Origin of the sequence: Halalkalibacter hemicellulosilyticusJCM 9152, from assembly GCF_000513115.1 — a bacterium.
In the GTDB taxonomy this organism is placed as follows: Bacteria; Bacillota; Bacilli; order Bacillales; family Bacillaceae_D; genus Halalkalibacter; species Halalkalibacter hemicellulosilyticus.
On the sequence record NZ_BAUU01000020.1, the window covers coordinates 81,146 to 97,606 of the forward strand.

The window sequence follows — 16,461 nt, forward strand, 5'->3', positions numbered from 1 at the left end:
AAAATGAGGTGGGGAAATGTCAAATAGATTATTAGATGTGTTGAGAGGAGAAGAAGAAAATTATATTCTCCCTTTCTTCTGGCAACATGGGGAAGAAGAAGAGGTTCTTCGAGAAGAAATGGCGCGTATACATGAATCGAAAATAAGAGCAGTTTGTGTTGAAGCACGTCCTCATCCAGATTTCCTTGGACCAAAATGGTGGAGAGATATGGATATAATTATGGAGGAAGCAAGAAAACGTGATATGCGTGTATGGATTTTAGATGATGATCATTTCCCAACGGGTCATGCAGCGGGTAAGTTGAAGGGTGCTCCAAAAGAACTCCGACGACTTTTTTTATCCACTAATTACATTGATGCATTAGGACCAAGACTACACTCCTCTTTTATAGTTGAGCCATCTCCTTATATACCAGGGTATTTCGAAACTGGTGGAGGAAAGATTATTGCTGTTATTGCAATTAAGCGTGATGAAGTAACAGGAGAATTAACGAACATTTCAAAGGATTTAACTTCAAAGGTGGAGAATGGAAAATTATATTGGGATGTTCCAAAAGGTTATTGGCGAATTTTTACGATCATTGAAAATGAAAGAGGAGGGGATTTAAAGAAGAATGATTATTTAAATCCTCTTGTTAGAAAATCAGTGAAAGTTCTCCTTGATACAGTCCATGAAGCATTCTATGATCGTTATCGTAATGATTTTGGTAAAACAATTGCAGGCTTTTTTTCTGATGAACCAGGTTTTTATAACGAAGATAGTAAGAGTATGGATACAAAGCTAGGTAAGTCAGATGTTTCACTACCGTGGAGTAATGAAATGTATCAATTAATGGAAGAAGAGTATGGATCTAATTATAAGTTGTTTTTACCTCTTCTTTGGCATGATGGAACAGAAATGACCCACCGAATTCGTTATTGTTATATGAACCTTGTATCAAAGCTATATGCTGAAAATTTCACACAGCAGGTGGGAGATTGGTGTCGAGAGCATGGGGTCGAGTACATTGGTCATATTTTAGAAGATAACAATGTCCATGCACGTCTTGGTTGTGGAGCAGGTCATTTCTTCCGAGCATTAGGTGGACAAGATATGTCAGGACTTGATGTGGTACTTTGGCAGCTAAATCCAGGGTTTGATGACATTCCTTCTAAAGCGTTCCATGGAGAGGCAGATAATGAATTTTACCATTATGGAATAGCTAAAATGGCGTCGTCTCTTGCCCATTTGGATCCAAAAAAGCAAAGACGTACAATGGCTGAAATATTTGGAGCGTATGGATGGGTAGAAGGTTTGAAGCTCATGAAATGGATGACTGATCACATGCTTGTTCGTGGCGTCAACTATTTTGTTCCACACGCTTTTTCACCTAAAGAATATCCAGATCATGATTGCCCCCCTCATATGTATGCTAGAGGAAAAAATCCGCAGTTTCGCTATTATCGATATTTAAATGAGTACACGAACCGTGTGAGTCACTTACTGTCTAGTGGTAGACATGTTGCCTCGGCGGCGGTACTGTATCATGGAGAAGCAGAATGGTCTGGGGAGTGTATGTTCTTCCAAAAACCAGTGAAGGAATTAATGAGGAATCAGATCGACTGCGATATTCTTCCTTGTGATGCAATCATAGCAGGTGTTGAAGTTGAAAACACCAAACTTATATCTCATGATGAGACATTTGATTGCTTAATCATTCCGTATAGTGAAGCGCTACCTATGGATGCCTTAAAAAGCTTTGTGGATCTTGCAAAACAAGATTTACCGATTTACTTTATCGATGGTCTTCCAAAACGTTCGAGCGAGGGCGAGCGAATTGATGATATTGTTATGTTTTTAGACGATAGAGAAAATGTTAAAGTTATTGGACTCGATGTTCTTGCTCAAACAATGAAAGCAGCTGGTTACTATGACATAAGAGTAAGTGGTGAGGCCCCTCATTTGCGTTGCTATCATTCGAAGCAAAAAGAAGTAGACGTGTATATGTTTTTTAATGAACATCCCATTGAAAGTATTGATACAGAAGTAGAGTTACCAGTTCATGGAACTATTTTATTCTATGATGCCTATGAGAATATTGTGTGGGATGCACAACAAATAGAGAAGGAATCCATTTCATTAGTATCTCTAAAGTTAGTACCATTTGAAACAATCTTTATAGTGGTGGATAACAGTTCAGAGTTACAAGAGTTAGAGTTGAGCTCTACTGTGAAACAATTACAAACGTCGTTAACGATAGAAGGGTCTTGGTCGCTTTCAACAGCAACTTCGATGCAATACCCTACTTTTACAACTAGGGGTGAGTTAAAGTCTTTACTAGATTTAAGTCGTGTGGAAGGGTTACAATCGTTCTCTGGAACAATGCGTTATAAAAAAGAAATTAATTGGGTACATGAAGATGCACGTATTTGGATAGATCTAGGAGATGTTTTTGAAATAGCGGAAGTCTTTGTTAATGGGGAATCTGTAGGTGTACGTCTTCAAGCTCCATACCAATTTGAAATGAGCAATTATCTCAGAGAAGGTATCAATACTATCCAGGTAGAAGTGACAAACACTCTAGTGAAAGAAAACAATGATATGCTTTCTCGTATTGGTCATCATGAGCCAAGCGGATTAATTGGACCAGTTCGTATATTGAAGGAAAAATAATAAAGTAGATAAAACAGGGATTACATTTGTAATTCTTGTTTTATTTTGCTTTTAAAGAGTTATTTATTTCTCTGTTAAAAAGGAGTCGTATTATTATAAGAAAAATACTTAAATACCATAACGGTAAATATTAAGGTGGTATCATCTTTGGTGTAAGCGCTTTGAATATTGTTGGGGATTTTTAGTTGTAATAAAAACAATAGGAGGTTAAAAATGAGAAAACTGATAAATATAAATGAATCCTGGCAGTTTTCTAAGGAAGAAATGGCCGAAGGGAAGGACATTTCTTATCACGATCAAGACTGGGTTACATTGTCTTTGCCACACACGTGGAATGCGATTGATGGAGCAAATGGTAATGATTTCTATAGAGGGGCATGTTGGTATCGAAAAGTGCTTTCATTACCTATTGAAGAACAAAATAACCGTATTTATATTGAATTTCAAGGAGCGAATAGTGTTACAGACGTATATTTGAATGGTCAACATCTCGGTCAACATCGTGGCGGTTATTCTACATTTCGATTTGATTTAACAGAGCATTTTGCTTTTGGTAAAGCAAATGTATTAGCTGTTAAAGTAGATAATTCACACTTTGATAATGTGTATCCATTAAGAGCTGATTTTACCTTCTTTGGAGGAATTTATCGAGATGTCAATTTACTTGTTGTGAATCCCATTCATGTAGATCTGTTAGATTATGGTTCGCAAGGTGTGTATATAGTACAAGAAAAAGTAAATAAGGAGCAAGCTGATTTACATTTACATGTACGAATTACTAATGAATTACAAGTAGAAAGTAAAGTTAGGTTATGTGTAGATCTATTTGATCAAAATGGCGACCATGTTTGCTATCGTGCAGCGGATGTAAAGGTTGATAGTAGAGAAATGAAACGAGTAGATGTAGGCCTGACGATTTATAATCCGAAGTTATGGAATGGACTGAAAGGAGCACACATGTATGAAGCGCGTGTGTCTTTACAGCAATACAACGATACATTAGACGAGGTCATTGTACCATTTGGTGTTCGTTATTTTAAAGTAGACCCAAATGAAGGACTATTCTTAAACGGAAAAAAAATTCGATTAAATGGTGTTGCTCGTCATCAAGATCGTAAAGATATGGGTTGGGCCATCACTCATAAAGAACATGATGAAGATATGGAATTGATAAAGGAAGTAGGTGCAACATCTATTCGTTTAGCTCATTATCAACATGATCAATATTTCTATGATTTGTGCGATCGTGAAGGTATGGTTGTATGGGCAGAAATACCATTTATTACTGAGATGTCGGAAACAGATTTAACAGGAGAAAACGCTATATCACAACTGGTGGAATTAATTCGTCAGAACTTCAATCACCCTTCAATCTTGTTTTGGGGTCTGCAAAATGAAATTCAAATCGGCAGCAAACATGAACATGAGGTTCGGAAAGTAGTCTGTGAATTAAATGAAGTAGCGAAGAGGGAAGATCCAACGCGTCTAACGACAATGGCTAATGTCTTTATGGTCGATGAAAAAGACGAATATAACTACATGACAGATATTATAGGTTATAACAAGTATTATGGTTGGTACAATGGAAAGGCTGAGGATTTTGTACCTTGGTTGGATAACTTTCATGAAACGAATCCTCATACAAGTCTTTGCGTTTCTGAATATGGTGCTGAAGGCATAATTGAATATCATAATGAAGATCCAAAGGTTAAAGATTATACAGAAGAATATCATGCACTCTATCATGAAAAAGTCTGGAGGATCTTTGAAGAGAGACCTTACTTATGGGCGACATATGTATGGAATATGTTTGATTTTGGTGCGAATATTCGAGATGAAGGTGGAGTAAAGGGGAGAAATAATAAGGGGCTTGTTACGTATGATCGAAAAGTGAAAAAGGATGCCTTCTATATGTATAAAGCTCATTGGACTGATGAACCCTCTGTATACATTGCAGGAAAACGTTATATTGAACGAATTAATGACGAAATAGATATTAAAATATACACGAACTGTGAGCAAGTCACTTTGTACGTGAATAATCAAAAAGTTGAAACTGTAGTAGGTGATAAGAAAATTGTTGTATTTCAAGATATAAAATTGGAGGAAGGAACTAATCATATCATGGTTAAGGCAGTTTCTGAAGGTGAAATTGTTGGAGATCAAGCATGGTTTGAAAAAGTGTTAGAGCCAAATCAAAGCTATACAGCTCCAGTCGATGATACAAATGAACAGGTTGCTAATTGGTTCGACATACCGGAATATGATGACGATGAATTAATTGAAGAAATTGAGATACCAGAAGGGGTTTATTCCACAGGAGATACTTTACAAGAGCTGATGGAAAATGAAGAAACAAAGGCAATTGTTATTAAGATATTGGGAGATATTACGAAAGTTCCAATGTACGGTATGATGAAAGGATTTAAAGTAGATATACTTGCATCAATGGCAGCTGAAAATGAAGAGCAAGATAGTCAATCATTATTTAGTGAACAGAGATTAAAGCGATTAAATCGGGACTTAATTAACATTGAAAAGTAACTTAGCTTTGTAAAATGTTTGGCAACCCTAGCATTAAGATAAGGATTTCTTCTGTCACTGTGATAGAAGAAATCACTTTACTAATAGTGTATTCATTCATATAAATATCTCATGTTAAAGATAACTATTTGCAACATTTCAGTAGATGAAAAAATAATCATTCTCGTCAATGTTGTAAGCGTTTTCTTTTTTGTGCCATTATTCGACAGGTATTAAAAAATAAATCGAGAGGTGATAGGAATGGATAAGAAGGGAGCAAGAAGGCTAGCAAAAGAGAGCAGGGCATTAGAATTAGCTGAAAGGGAAAAGAATTTTAACAGAGCTAAATTATGGCAATTGATTTTTTTTCCGGCAGGTGGTTTTTCGCAAGGTGTGTTTATGGGGTTGATGATGCTTGTTTCCTACTATGCAGCTGGTATTGTTGGGCTAGGTACAGTAGTGGCTTCATTCGTTATAACAGGGACGCGGGTATTTGATAGTATTACAGATCCATTAGTTGGTTTGGTTCTGGATAAGACAAAAGGAAAGTATGGTAAAGTTAGGCCGTTTTTACTAGCTGGATTTGTACTTATGTCTATTTCAACGTTACTAATGTTTTTTACAGCTCATCTTGCTCCTGAAGGGATAAAGCTTGTTTACTTTATTGTTTTGTATTTAATCTATATTGTTGGCTATACATGCACAGGAGTTGCCAATCTTTCAGGGCAAGCAGTTCTTACAAATGATCCTCAACAGCGTCCGATTTTAGGTGGCTTTCAAACGACTTACACAACTGTTTATTTTGCTTTCTTTGGAATGTACCTCTCGCTGTATTTAGTACCCAAACACCAAGGCTTTAATAATGTTTCTTTGTTCCATGAATTTGTTATTACAACAGTATTACTTGCAGGTATACTTGTTATTCTTGGTATTATTGCTGTTTGGTCGAAGGACCGAGCAGAGAATTTTGGTACTGGTGAAGTGAATCGAACGAAGTTTAAGGATATGTGGAAGATTTTGAAAGGGAATCGTCCGTTACAATTATTTGTTTTAGCAGCAGCATCAGATAAACTTGCTTTGCAAACGCAATCTAATCAGATTATTCCCGTATTGCTATATGGGATTATTATTGGTAATTATGCGATGCATGGTCAAATGGCAATGCCTAGTCTAGTAATCAATTTGATTATGATATTTTTTGGTATTAGATATGCAATGAAGTTTGGTACAAGAAAAGGATATATATCTGCAGTGTGGGGATGTATTATTACGTATTCGTTATTATTTTTCCTACTATGGTTAGGGGATCCATCACAGATCGGTTTTGATAATTTAGGGTTTATGACCATTGCTTTTGTTATCTTAATATTAGCAGGGCCAGCCTTTATATTACTTTCTTCTGGATTAACATTCCCAATGATCCCAGATATTGTAGATTATGAAACAAATAGAACAGGGCGTTTTGTGCCAGGAGTGATATCGGCAACCTATACATTTATTGATAAGTTGGTTTCCTCATTGTCACAAACAATTGTTGGTTTAGTTTTAGCTGCTATTGGGTTCAGGGTAGCATTCCCTGATGTGGATACACCTTATTCAGACAGTCTATTTTGGGCGGCGATGTTCTTAAATATTGGGATTGTAATTATTGGTTGGGTTATTTCATTACTTGTCATGAAGTTCTATCCATTAACGAAAGACAAGATGGTAGAAATTCAAGCAGAATTAACAAAAAAACGTGAGGATAATAAAGTAAGTTAATGATGATTTCGGTGGAAATGGCTTACTACTTTTCTATGAGTAGGCCATTATTATTTTGAAGGCGTATGGAAATAACGATTTATAAACCATTAAGGGAGTTACTAAGGGAAATGAATATAACGGGAAAGTTGTTTATAGGATTTATTTCTATACTTATCTCATTATCCATCGTTACAGGCGTAACATTTTCAGCTTTTTCATATTTTAATCAATTTATAGCGACTAACGATGATACAATCGAAAAAGTAGAGCTGCTAAACAGCATGGAAAAAGAGATGTATAGAGGATATTTGAGATTTACACATTATTTAAATGATCGTGCAATCGGATCGATAGAATATACAGAAAATCAAAATGATTTATTTTTTGATCACACAGAAGCATTGTTATCTATTGATGGTAATAGTAAGGGGATAGAAAAATTAATTGGGTTAACCGAACGATTGCAAAACCAAGTTCAAGAAATCATAAATAGTAAAGAATTAGAAGGTATGGATTCCTATACTACTTTGTTGAATCAAAATGAGATTGTATTGAGTCAAATCTCGGAAGTGTATGATGAAGTACGTATGAATTATCAAAATGAAATAAAAGATGCAAACGGTGCATTATTATACATGAGTCAATTCAGTAATAAAGCTATCTTAACCATCAGTATAGTAGCTATTATTTTAGGTTTAACAATAGCAATTTATCTTAGCAGAATGATTTCTAGGCCGTTAAAGATCATGGCAACTTTCTCTAATCAAATTAGTCAAGGAAACCTGTCAGTAGATAAAGTAAAAGTGAAAAGTCAAGACGAAGTAGGACAATTAGCTCATGCTTTTAATAAAATGGTAGAAAATACTAGGAATTTAATCACTAATGTTCGAAGTAATTCTGAACAAGTCGCTGCTTCTTCAGAAGAATTAATGGTAAGTTCAACTGAAACTAGTACATCTGCTAATCAAATAGTAAATGCAATTCAAGAAGTTGCTAGTGGTTCAGAAAATCAGGTGAAAGCAATTGAAGAAAGCACAGATGCAATAAATGATTTAGAAAAAGGGGTAAAAAAAGTTACTAATACTATTTATTGTATAAAAGATTCTACTTCTCATACAACTAAGCAAGCGAATGATGGACATCGATTATTATCTAAAGTTATTTTACAAATGGACTCAATTTATCACTCAGCTAATAATACGATCAAATTGGTCAATGTATTAGATGATAATTCAAAAAGAATCAGTTATATTATGGATTCTATAGCTGATATTTCTGATAAAACAAGTCTATTAGCTTTAAATGCTACCATTGAGGCCTCTAGGGCTGGGGGGCACGGTAAGGGGTTTGCCGTTGTGGCAAATGAAATTAGGAAATTAGCAGAACAATCTAGAAGTTCTGCAAGTGATATTTCAAAATTAGTGACAAGTATTCAGAAAGATATCGCAATGGTAGTAGAGATAACTAATAATAGTTCAGAACAAGTTAAAGAAGGGTATCATTTAGTTGAGCATACAGAGAAAAGTTTTACAAATATTTTGAATGCTATCACTCAAGTTGCGGAGGAAACGGAAGCTCTTTTTTCACTATCTGATACGATGTCTACAAATATGGAAGTTGTTAATTCATCAATGAAAGAGGTAGCGTCAATTTCCAATAAATCAATGACGAATACAGAAGAAATAGCAGCTTCATCTGAGGAACAATTAGCTATTACGAATGAAGTCGATTCTTTAGCGACAGATTTAGCAAGTATTGCTAATGAATTGAAAGAACAAATAAATCGGTTTAGAACTTAAAGTTTAAATGAACGTTTGTTAAGTGAATCTTCTCACTAGGTATTAGATCAATGAGGAAGGCGCTGTCCGAAAAGTAACAGTCGGAACGGGAATAGGCGATACCCTTGCTTTTTACAAAGAAATTAAGAATGCCAATGCCGTACGGTCAATCATTATCGGTGCTTGCGGAGTATTTGCGGGAATTTGAATAGAGTGTTTTAAAGGCTCACAGAGAGTGAGTCTTTTTCTATACTTGATTTTCCACTGATTCTAGAAGGCTTATTTCAATAAATTTGAGTTCAAGTGGGTCAAATATAGTATAGTAAAGTATGCTTATAATGAAAGAATAGTCGATATGAGGTTGTGAAAACGTACAATTCAACGCTTTCTGGGAAACGCTTGTGCTTCAAGAAATAGACGTCTGAACTCCTATTGCAGATAGAGGATCTTATCATTTAAAAGATGTATCACAAACCGTACTGTAATGGATATGTATTAAAAAACCATTCTCTCGCGGACATACATTTAATAAAATGACTCACTTATTGATGAAATAGAAACCTTGATACACTAGGTTATATGCCTTTATGTAAGCCAATCCACTGATACTGACATGCTGGAAAAAAATCGTTCTCTCACGGACACGAATCTCACTCAAATCATCCATATCTCTAATAACGAAAATTATAAATGTCCTGAACCGACATTACTAATAATCGGTAGGGAATTATAGTATCTATGTGTTTCCGAATGGGGAAACGTTCGTTCATTTGAAAATGAATAATTTTACAGAATTAATTTGAAGGAGTGTCTACAAAGGTGATAAAAACAAATAAATGGTTACAACAATTCTTATAAAAAATTGAGCAGAAATCTGAACAACAAAAAAACAAAAAGGTTTCCTGTATGTAGCCTGCCAGCGTATTTACTTTGATTAGTTTTTGAATACCCCTTGAATACCCTTTACGATAAATCGCTTAGAATCCCACGAAACACTAAAAGGGGAAAACGTTGATTTAAAGCGGGTTAAACAATTCCATATAATGGTAAATAAACCCACCTCTGAAAGAGCGTAAGAAATACGGTCTTAAAGCAACACGTCGTGCACCTCAGTTCTCAAAACGTTAATATCCTTGTTATATCAACGTTCAGCCCTCTTTGCTCTTATGGAGCAGGGAGGGTTTTTTCATGCCTCGATGTGGAATTGAATACCCCGAGCTAAAATGTCATGTTCTTCTGGAACATCTCGGCTGTTTTTTCCTTCGCTTCTTCGGTCACATGAGTGTAAATATCCATCGTGCCTCTTACTTGAATCAATGGTTCGTTTGCTATCTGCGCGTTGTAAATTTTGCTTAGGTCGTGTACTTTGGAGAAATTGTGGTAAGATGGTATTAACAAAGCATATACTAAAAAGTGATCACAGTTCCCGCTGTGGCCACTAGATATCCATTCTCTTAATAGGGGATTGGTGTTATCTGTTCTATGAAGAAAAAATAGCCCTCGCCCATGCGAATAGGGGGGCTATTTTTTACGTTCAAAATAGCAATAACAACGGCAATCAGTGCTATCATCATGGTCGAGAAAGAAATCATGAGTGTTAGAGCCTGAAATGTCGTCATGGCCTCACCCCCTTTCGGGGACAACACCAACCACCCTATCCGTTATTTAAAAACGCTAAATCGAATGAATATCTATCATCTATTATACCATAAATATCCACAGAACACCTTTGTTTTCATAAAGAAAACCCTGTAATATCAAGGTGTTTTGCGGTTTTTATATCGACGTTCTGGGCGGTTAATGTGTGGGAACCAAGTATTTGGATAATTACCTTTACTGGTTCAATTTCCGTCAACAAAGAAAAAAGTGCACCATGGAGCGAATACACTAAGAGGTCACCAAAAAAGTTAAAAATCAAACCTTTTCAGTGGCCAAGTAAACCAATGCTTTTAAGTGCTTGCTAAAAATCGAATTTAATTACGGTCCAATATTTACGTAAAGTGAATTAACAGCTACTCCTAGAAAGAAGCGTTTTTACTCGTATTGATCTCCTTTAAATTCCTCTCTTTTCATAGAATGATTACCCTTTTTTCTGATTCTCAAGCCCTGATTAAAATGACCTGTTTTAAACGAATATAAGAAAAAGTGTTAAATAGTTCCTTCTCGTACGTTACACTAGAATTTGTCAAAAGAAATGTAAGGTATTGAAAAGCTCGTAAGGAGGATGGATCACGATGAGACGTCTTTGTTTAGCTATGTGTATGGCAGTAAGTGTGATGAGTTTAGGGGGTTGTTTATCGATGTTTGGAGAGATTTCAGAGGAAGAGCATGCAGAACGTACGTTGATGAGCGTCAATGAATATACAGGAGAAGAATACAGACTTCGCGGTGGTCAAGCAACGAATGACTTAGCACAGGAATTGTTCCCCGACATCGAGGAAGCGGTACAAGCCTTTTTTCGGGAGGAATACAAAACCGATGTGATCGTTCACAACGCAGTAGGCGCATCAGGAGGGGCAACGGTGTTTGTTGAATCGGTTGGTGAACCCCATTTTCATACGTTTGCCATTATCCCGATTGATACAGAAAACAAGCGAGTTCGGGCAGAGGACGTTTGGACTGAGGAAGGGCAAGTCGAGCAAAGCCTTTTTGGTGGTCTGCTGGCGATGATCATGGAGGATGAATTTAAAGCGTTAGAGGAGTATTTAGTCGGATTAACGAAGGAGTATCCGGTAGTAGGATTTCGACAAGAGGCGGTAAATAATGTCATAGCATCGGGTTATACGACCCCATACTTTTTTATTCAACCTTTGTCGATGGATGAATTAGAAGGAATCAACCAGTTGTATCTCGATAATCCAGATATCAGGAAAGAAGAATTGAGAGAGCATTTTGATGTGGAGAGTTATGAAGCGAATGATTTATCGATTACCGTTGAATTGTTTATGAGTGAACCAAAGATGGACCCGGATGAGGAGATTTTTAATATGGTTGTCCACGATTTAGAAACAATGGAAGGAATCCCACGTGGGGCCTATGCTTTTCTATTGCGAGATAATAATGTAATTAAACGAACTGGTACGGGGAATGATCGGGATTATCTTAGACGCAATACTCCAAATAAAATTATTCGAGATTAAAGTTTAGAGGTGAAGAAGTTGACCAAAGTGACAAAGGATCGAACAACAGATGCTGAACTAGTTCAAATGGGTGGATTGCATGCCTATTTGGAATATAGGGAGAACTCACGTTTTACAATTGAAGAAAAAGAATTCGAAGTCATCCACACCGAATACGACCACCCCACCGGCCTCGATGCCCTAACCGTTCAAAACCTCGAAACCGGCGAATACACCGTCGTATTCGTCGGCACGGACGTCGAAAGCAAGTACGGCATGCAGGATGTGAAGACGAATGTGCAGCTTTTGACGGGGCCAACGCCTGCACAGCTTGAGGCGGGAGTGGCGTATGTGGAGTCGGTTCAGGAAGAGCTAGGGATTGAAGTTGAATCGCTTGCGGGTAATTCGCTTGGTGGTAGTTTGGCGAATGCGGCTGCTGTTGCCTTTCCTCATATGCGGGCTGTGACGTTAAATCCGGCTCCTCTTCCGCAAGGCTTGCTCGACCCTGATACAAAGTACGAGAATATGACCAATTATTTGACGGAGAATGATATTCTGACGACGGCGCTTCGAGCGGGGAGGATTGCTCATCAAGTCCCTGGAAAGCATGTTGAGATTTATCAAGGGGTTCCGGGCTTAGCACAGCTTGTCCCGAATCATACGGGGTATATAAAGGACGGCAATCGCCATGTGCCAACGTTAACGATTGGAGAGTACGGACAGCCAGGGTACGGCCATATATACATGGATGCTGATCGACACATTGTGACGAGTATCTGGACAGGGCAGCCGTTATATGGACAACGCTCTGAGCGCATTCAGATTGACTATGAACAGCTGTCTCTATTAGGTGCAGGGTTAGAGCCTGCTGTGATTGACCGGTTGACGTTAGCTCAAACGTATCTGACTCATGCAATGGATATTGTTGAGCATCAGAGAACGCAAAAGCATAGACGGGTGAATGAATTGCGCGAGGCCTTTCTCGACATGTTTGAGCAGCTTGCGGATCGTCAATTGCTTTTCAATATCCATTTACCTCATAATGAATTAAAAAAGATCATTCAGCGTTTACATACCTTACTTGATCAAGCAGAAGCACAATGTGCGTCCCTTGACATCCTTTTAAATTCCCCACCGATGGAATTAGTCGAATCCCTTTTTAACACGAGCGTTGATGTGGCTAGTTTGTTCGCTCCTGTTCGAAATTATTTATATGAATTAGAAGAGAAAGTCGATGAATTGTCTTCTTATGTCAATGAACTGGTCATGGGCAAAGTAGAGGACTTATTAAAAGGAGGCCAGAAGGTCTTTTTGGATGTGGTTGTCGATGAGTTAGCGGCTCACCACGAATTGGTCGGTCGGAATCAGGAGCAAGTCTTAACGCAAGTGAAGGAGTTTCGAAGTCAAGTATCGCAAACGGCTTCAGAATTTGAATATGTCGACCATCAAATAACAGACGCGGTTCGCCAGGGGGGGACAGTAGGGCTATCGGGTCCTGTTCAGAGCACGAACATCGTGACATTGGAGGAGTCGCCTTACATGCTTTATTTTATGAAGTTCAAAGAATTGCATCGTAATATGGCGATTGAAGGGTTTAGGTTGAGCACATATCCAATTGTTGTCACGCTAGTTGGGGCGATTGACGTCGTTTTAGGAAGCATCAAGTTAGGAGCAGAGGCGATTCAGCTTGCGATTAGAGAAGATTCTCGGTTAGGGAGAAAAGTTCAATTAGCTGATGCCGCTTTACGAACCTTTTTCAATTATGAGAGCCAGGTTATTGCTGCAGTGAACCGGGCGAGAGAGCAGCTAGATGATTTCATCGATACGGTGCAAGGGCTTCGAAATGGGCTATCTATGTTACAGGACAATTACCCAACACTCGTCAATAAGCTACGTCCCTATGTGGATTCGGCGTTATTCCGTCAAGAAGATTACCAGAATGTCTATTTCTATAACCATGCCGCACGGTCGCTCATACGAGAGTCAGAGATGGTCTTTGACGATGTGTACTATCATTTCCAAACGAATCGAGCGAAGTCGATTAGGATGCTGAGAGAGGTATCAAATAATGTCGTTGGAAATCTACAAGTGCTGGATGAACAAGTGAAACGTTGTTCAACAGGCTAAAACTAACAATCTAACAATGATGAAGGTGAATGTGAGATGGGTCAACGTTCATCTTTTTTTGTCGTTGGTGTGCTACTGATCTATAAGGAATGCGACAAAATCGGGTCATTAGAGATCGACGAGCGCCTATTTCCCTTTCCACGTTACCTCTTTGCTAGGAGCTAGTAACTAACGGTTTGGTTTTGATAACAGTTAATCCTTATCAAAGGATAATTCCTGGCCATTGATGTAAAAGGGCTTGTTCGTATCAATGCCAGCTAACTCTAATCTGTATTTTATGCAGTGCGACAGGAATATATGGGGCTTGCTCGTTTGCGTAACGGATGAGACTGCCGAATGCATTCACTGCTTGATCTAAAGTCTGATATGAATCAGTGCCACCTAAGTTATTTATCGCACTTTGAAACGAATGCTCTATTTCTCTTAGACCGCTAAATCTTCTTACGACAATTTAGAAAGTTCAGGGACTACATCGGGGTTTTGTACATGAAGCATCTTTCGAATTATTCTATTCTTTTCTTCGATATAAGTATGTCCAAGGGAGGTCTTAGAAGTTGATAGAATAGTCTTTATCCCCAACGGTTAAGAATTTATCAATACCCGTATCGGTCTTTAAAGTAATTTTTGATCCAGGCGTTAGAATTAAGGCATTATCCGTCTGAGGGTTGTTTGTTATTTGCTTTTGTAATTCAACTTCGGTTAAAAAAGGTAGATTTTATAAGCGTTGTTATTGTTATGACTTCCTTAATTAATTCTTCCTGAGAAATTTCAAAACCCGTGTTGATCCAATTGGTTAACAGACCATAAAAGCCATATGCGGTGTAGCGTTTAAATGCAGCAAAAGCTGGTGTCGTGAACGTGACTCGTTCCCTTGCTTTAGAATTTGCAGAACGTAATATTCGTATCAATGCATGATGTCCAGGATTTATTGAAACACCCATTTTAGGTGATACAGATAGAGAATTCCTAACAAATGCAACACCAATGAAACGTCTAGGTAAACCAGAAGAAATGGCAAAAGCGGTATTATTCATGGCCAGCGATGACACTACTTTCATGACTGATCATTCCCTAGTCGTTGATGGTGGATACACGGCACAATAATAGTAGAATGTGAATGTAACCAAATGGGTAGCTTTCTCCTAAGTTGTGATGAAATCGATAAAGTTGGGCAGTTTAATGTTAACGAGGTGTCCTGCAATGTTGTTCACGTAATAATAAGAAGAGAAGGTGACTGTCATGGAAAGATTTGAAGGAAAAGTTGTACTAATTACTGGAGCAGGATCTGGCCTAGGTCGTGCTGTTGCATTACAGGTAGCAAAAGAAGGAGCGAAGCTATCTTTAGTTGATTTAAATGAAAAAGGATTAGAAGAAACAAAAAGCGAGGTTCAAAAAGTAGCTCTAAATGCCGAGGTGCTTTTAGTAACGGCTAATGTCGCTAACGAAGATGACGTTAGAAATTATGTGGATAAAACAGTAGAAGCATTTGGTACAATTGATGGTTTCTTTAATAATGCTGGAATTGAAGGGAAACAAAACGTGACTGAAGATTTCGGTTCTGAGGAGTTTCGTAAAGTTGTGGATGTCAACCTAAATGGTGTATTTTATGGTATGACATATGTTCTTAAAGTGATGAAAGAAAAAGGTAGCGGCCATATCGTAAATACGTCTTCTGTTGGTGGTATTCGTGGAGTTGGTAACCAATCAGGCTATGCGGCTAGTAAGCATGGAGTCGTTGGTTTAACACGTAATTCAGCAATTGAGTACGGTCAATTTGGTATTACGATTAATGCGATTGCACCAGGAGCCATTATGACACCAATGGTTGAAGGATCATTAAAACAAATTGGTGGTGAAGATGGATGGGAAGAAGTAGGGAAAGCGTTTGTTGAGCCTAACCCAATGAAACGTTTTGGCAAACCAGAGGAAGTAGGCTACCTTACTGCCTTCCTTCTATCTGATCAAGCAGGATTTGTCAATGCAGCGGTTGTGCCAATTGATGGTGGACAATCTTATAAGTATTAAGATATGGCTGCCCCTTTTATTTGCAATTCGGTTATCCAAAAAGGTATATCAAAACAATATCGATTACTAAAAGAAGCAAGGGGAGGGTCTCTTGCTTCTTTTACTGCATAATCAGACTTATAAAATTCGAGGAAGGAAATGTGGGGAAAGAATAGAGGGTATTGGCAAACTCAAAGAAGAGCCACGGCTTCGCGCGTTACACGTTTTTCTGAAAGAACTCCAATTTCAGAAAAACTGAAAGCCTCTGTAACGGCTTCACACGTCGCTTACAGAAAAGATGCTGTCGTGTTTTTCTTACATAATCAGAATTTATAAGCGTTTAGCGTTGCAGAAGCGGAGGGCGTAGGTCGCGTGCTCTTCGGTTCCTCATTACGCTATTTCGGTTTTTTGGTCTCATTTAGCTTTAATAGCGGAATGAGGATTCCCTTTGTTCTTTGTGAGATCCTTTTTTCTCTCTGATGGAATGCGATAAACAGCTATTGACTTTTTATAT

8 protein-coding genes and 3 pseudogenes are annotated in these 16,461 nt (G+C 37.8%); 9 read left to right on the forward strand and 2 right to left on the reverse strand.

Going from position 1 to position 16,461, the window contains the following annotated elements; genetic code table 11:
- Positions 1-16 precede the first annotated feature (16 nt).
- From JCM9152_RS13660 to rpsI, 5 genes and pseudogenes are all read left to right on the forward strand, one after another.
- Positions 17-2,653 (forward strand): glycosylhydrolase-like jelly roll fold domain-containing protein, encoded by a 2,637-nt coding sequence (locus JCM9152_RS13660; RefSeq protein ID WP_035345330.1) that lies wholly within the window; start codon positions 17-19, stop codon positions 2,651-2,653.
- 213 nt (positions 2,654-2,866) lie between these two features.
- Complete coding sequence (locus JCM9152_RS13665; RefSeq protein WP_035345333.1) at positions 2,867-5,197, forward strand: glycoside hydrolase family 2 protein; 2,331 nt, start codon at positions 2,867-2,869, stop codon at positions 5,195-5,197.
- A 240-nt stretch (positions 5,198-5,437) separates the two neighbouring features.
- Complete coding sequence (locus tag JCM9152_RS13670; protein WP_035345336.1) at positions 5,438-6,937, forward strand: MFS transporter; 1,500 nt, start codon at positions 5,438-5,440, stop codon at positions 6,935-6,937.
- Positions 6,938-7,047: 110 nt separating this feature from the next.
- Positions 7,048-8,718, forward strand: a complete 1,671-nt coding sequence (locus JCM9152_RS13675) for a methyl-accepting chemotaxis protein (RefSeq protein WP_035345339.1) — start codon at positions 7,048-7,050, stop codon at positions 8,716-8,718.
- A gap of 1,032 nt (positions 8,719-9,750) precedes the next feature.
- Positions 9,751-9,825: pseudogene (rpsI, locus tag JCM9152_RS22395) on the forward strand (30S ribosomal protein S9); the annotation flags it as partial.
- Between the two features lie 326 nt (positions 9,826-10,151).
- On the opposite strand, the gene JCM9152_RS22675 reads toward rpsI, so the two are convergent.
- Positions 10,152-10,316: a putative holin-like toxin gene (locus tag JCM9152_RS22675; protein ID WP_156314998.1), complete on the reverse strand. Its 165-nt coding sequence runs from the start codon at positions 10,314-10,316 to the stop codon at positions 10,152-10,154.
- A gap of 615 nt (positions 10,317-10,931) precedes the next feature.
- On the opposite strand from JCM9152_RS22675, the gene JCM9152_RS13680 reads away from it, so the two are divergent.
- Together JCM9152_RS13680 and JCM9152_RS13685 are read left to right on the forward strand one after the other, a co-directional pair.
- Complete coding sequence (locus JCM9152_RS13680) at positions 10,932-11,837, forward strand: DUF1672 family protein (RefSeq protein ID WP_052015960.1); 906 nt, start codon at positions 10,932-10,934, stop codon at positions 11,835-11,837.
- A gap of 27 nt (positions 11,838-11,864) precedes the next feature.
- Positions 11,865-13,943: an SA1320 family protein gene (locus JCM9152_RS13685; protein WP_439644208.1), complete on the forward strand. Its 2,079-nt coding sequence runs from the start codon at positions 11,865-11,867 to the stop codon at positions 13,941-13,943.
- Positions 13,944-14,632: 689 nt separating this feature from the next.
- Here JCM9152_RS13685 and JCM9152_RS22970 read toward each other — a convergent pair.
- A pseudogene (locus tag JCM9152_RS22970) lies at positions 14,633-14,776 on the reverse strand (TetR-like C-terminal domain-containing protein); the annotation flags it as partial.
- Here JCM9152_RS22970 and JCM9152_RS21960 point away from each other — a divergent pair.
- Together JCM9152_RS21960 and JCM9152_RS13695 are read left to right on the forward strand one after the other, a co-directional pair.
- Positions 14,775-15,047, forward strand: a pseudogene (locus tag JCM9152_RS21960) (SDR family NAD(P)-dependent oxidoreductase); the annotation flags it as partial. The pseudogenes JCM9152_RS22970 and JCM9152_RS21960 overlap by 2 nt on opposite strands.
- Positions 15,048-15,182: 135 nt before the next feature.
- Positions 15,183-15,968 carry an SDR family oxidoreductase gene (locus tag JCM9152_RS13695; protein ID WP_035345348.1) on the forward strand — a complete coding sequence of 262 codons (786 nt, stop codon included), beginning with the start codon at positions 15,183-15,185 and terminating at the stop codon, positions 15,966-15,968.
- The last annotated feature ends 493 nt before the right edge of the window (positions 15,969-16,461 follow it).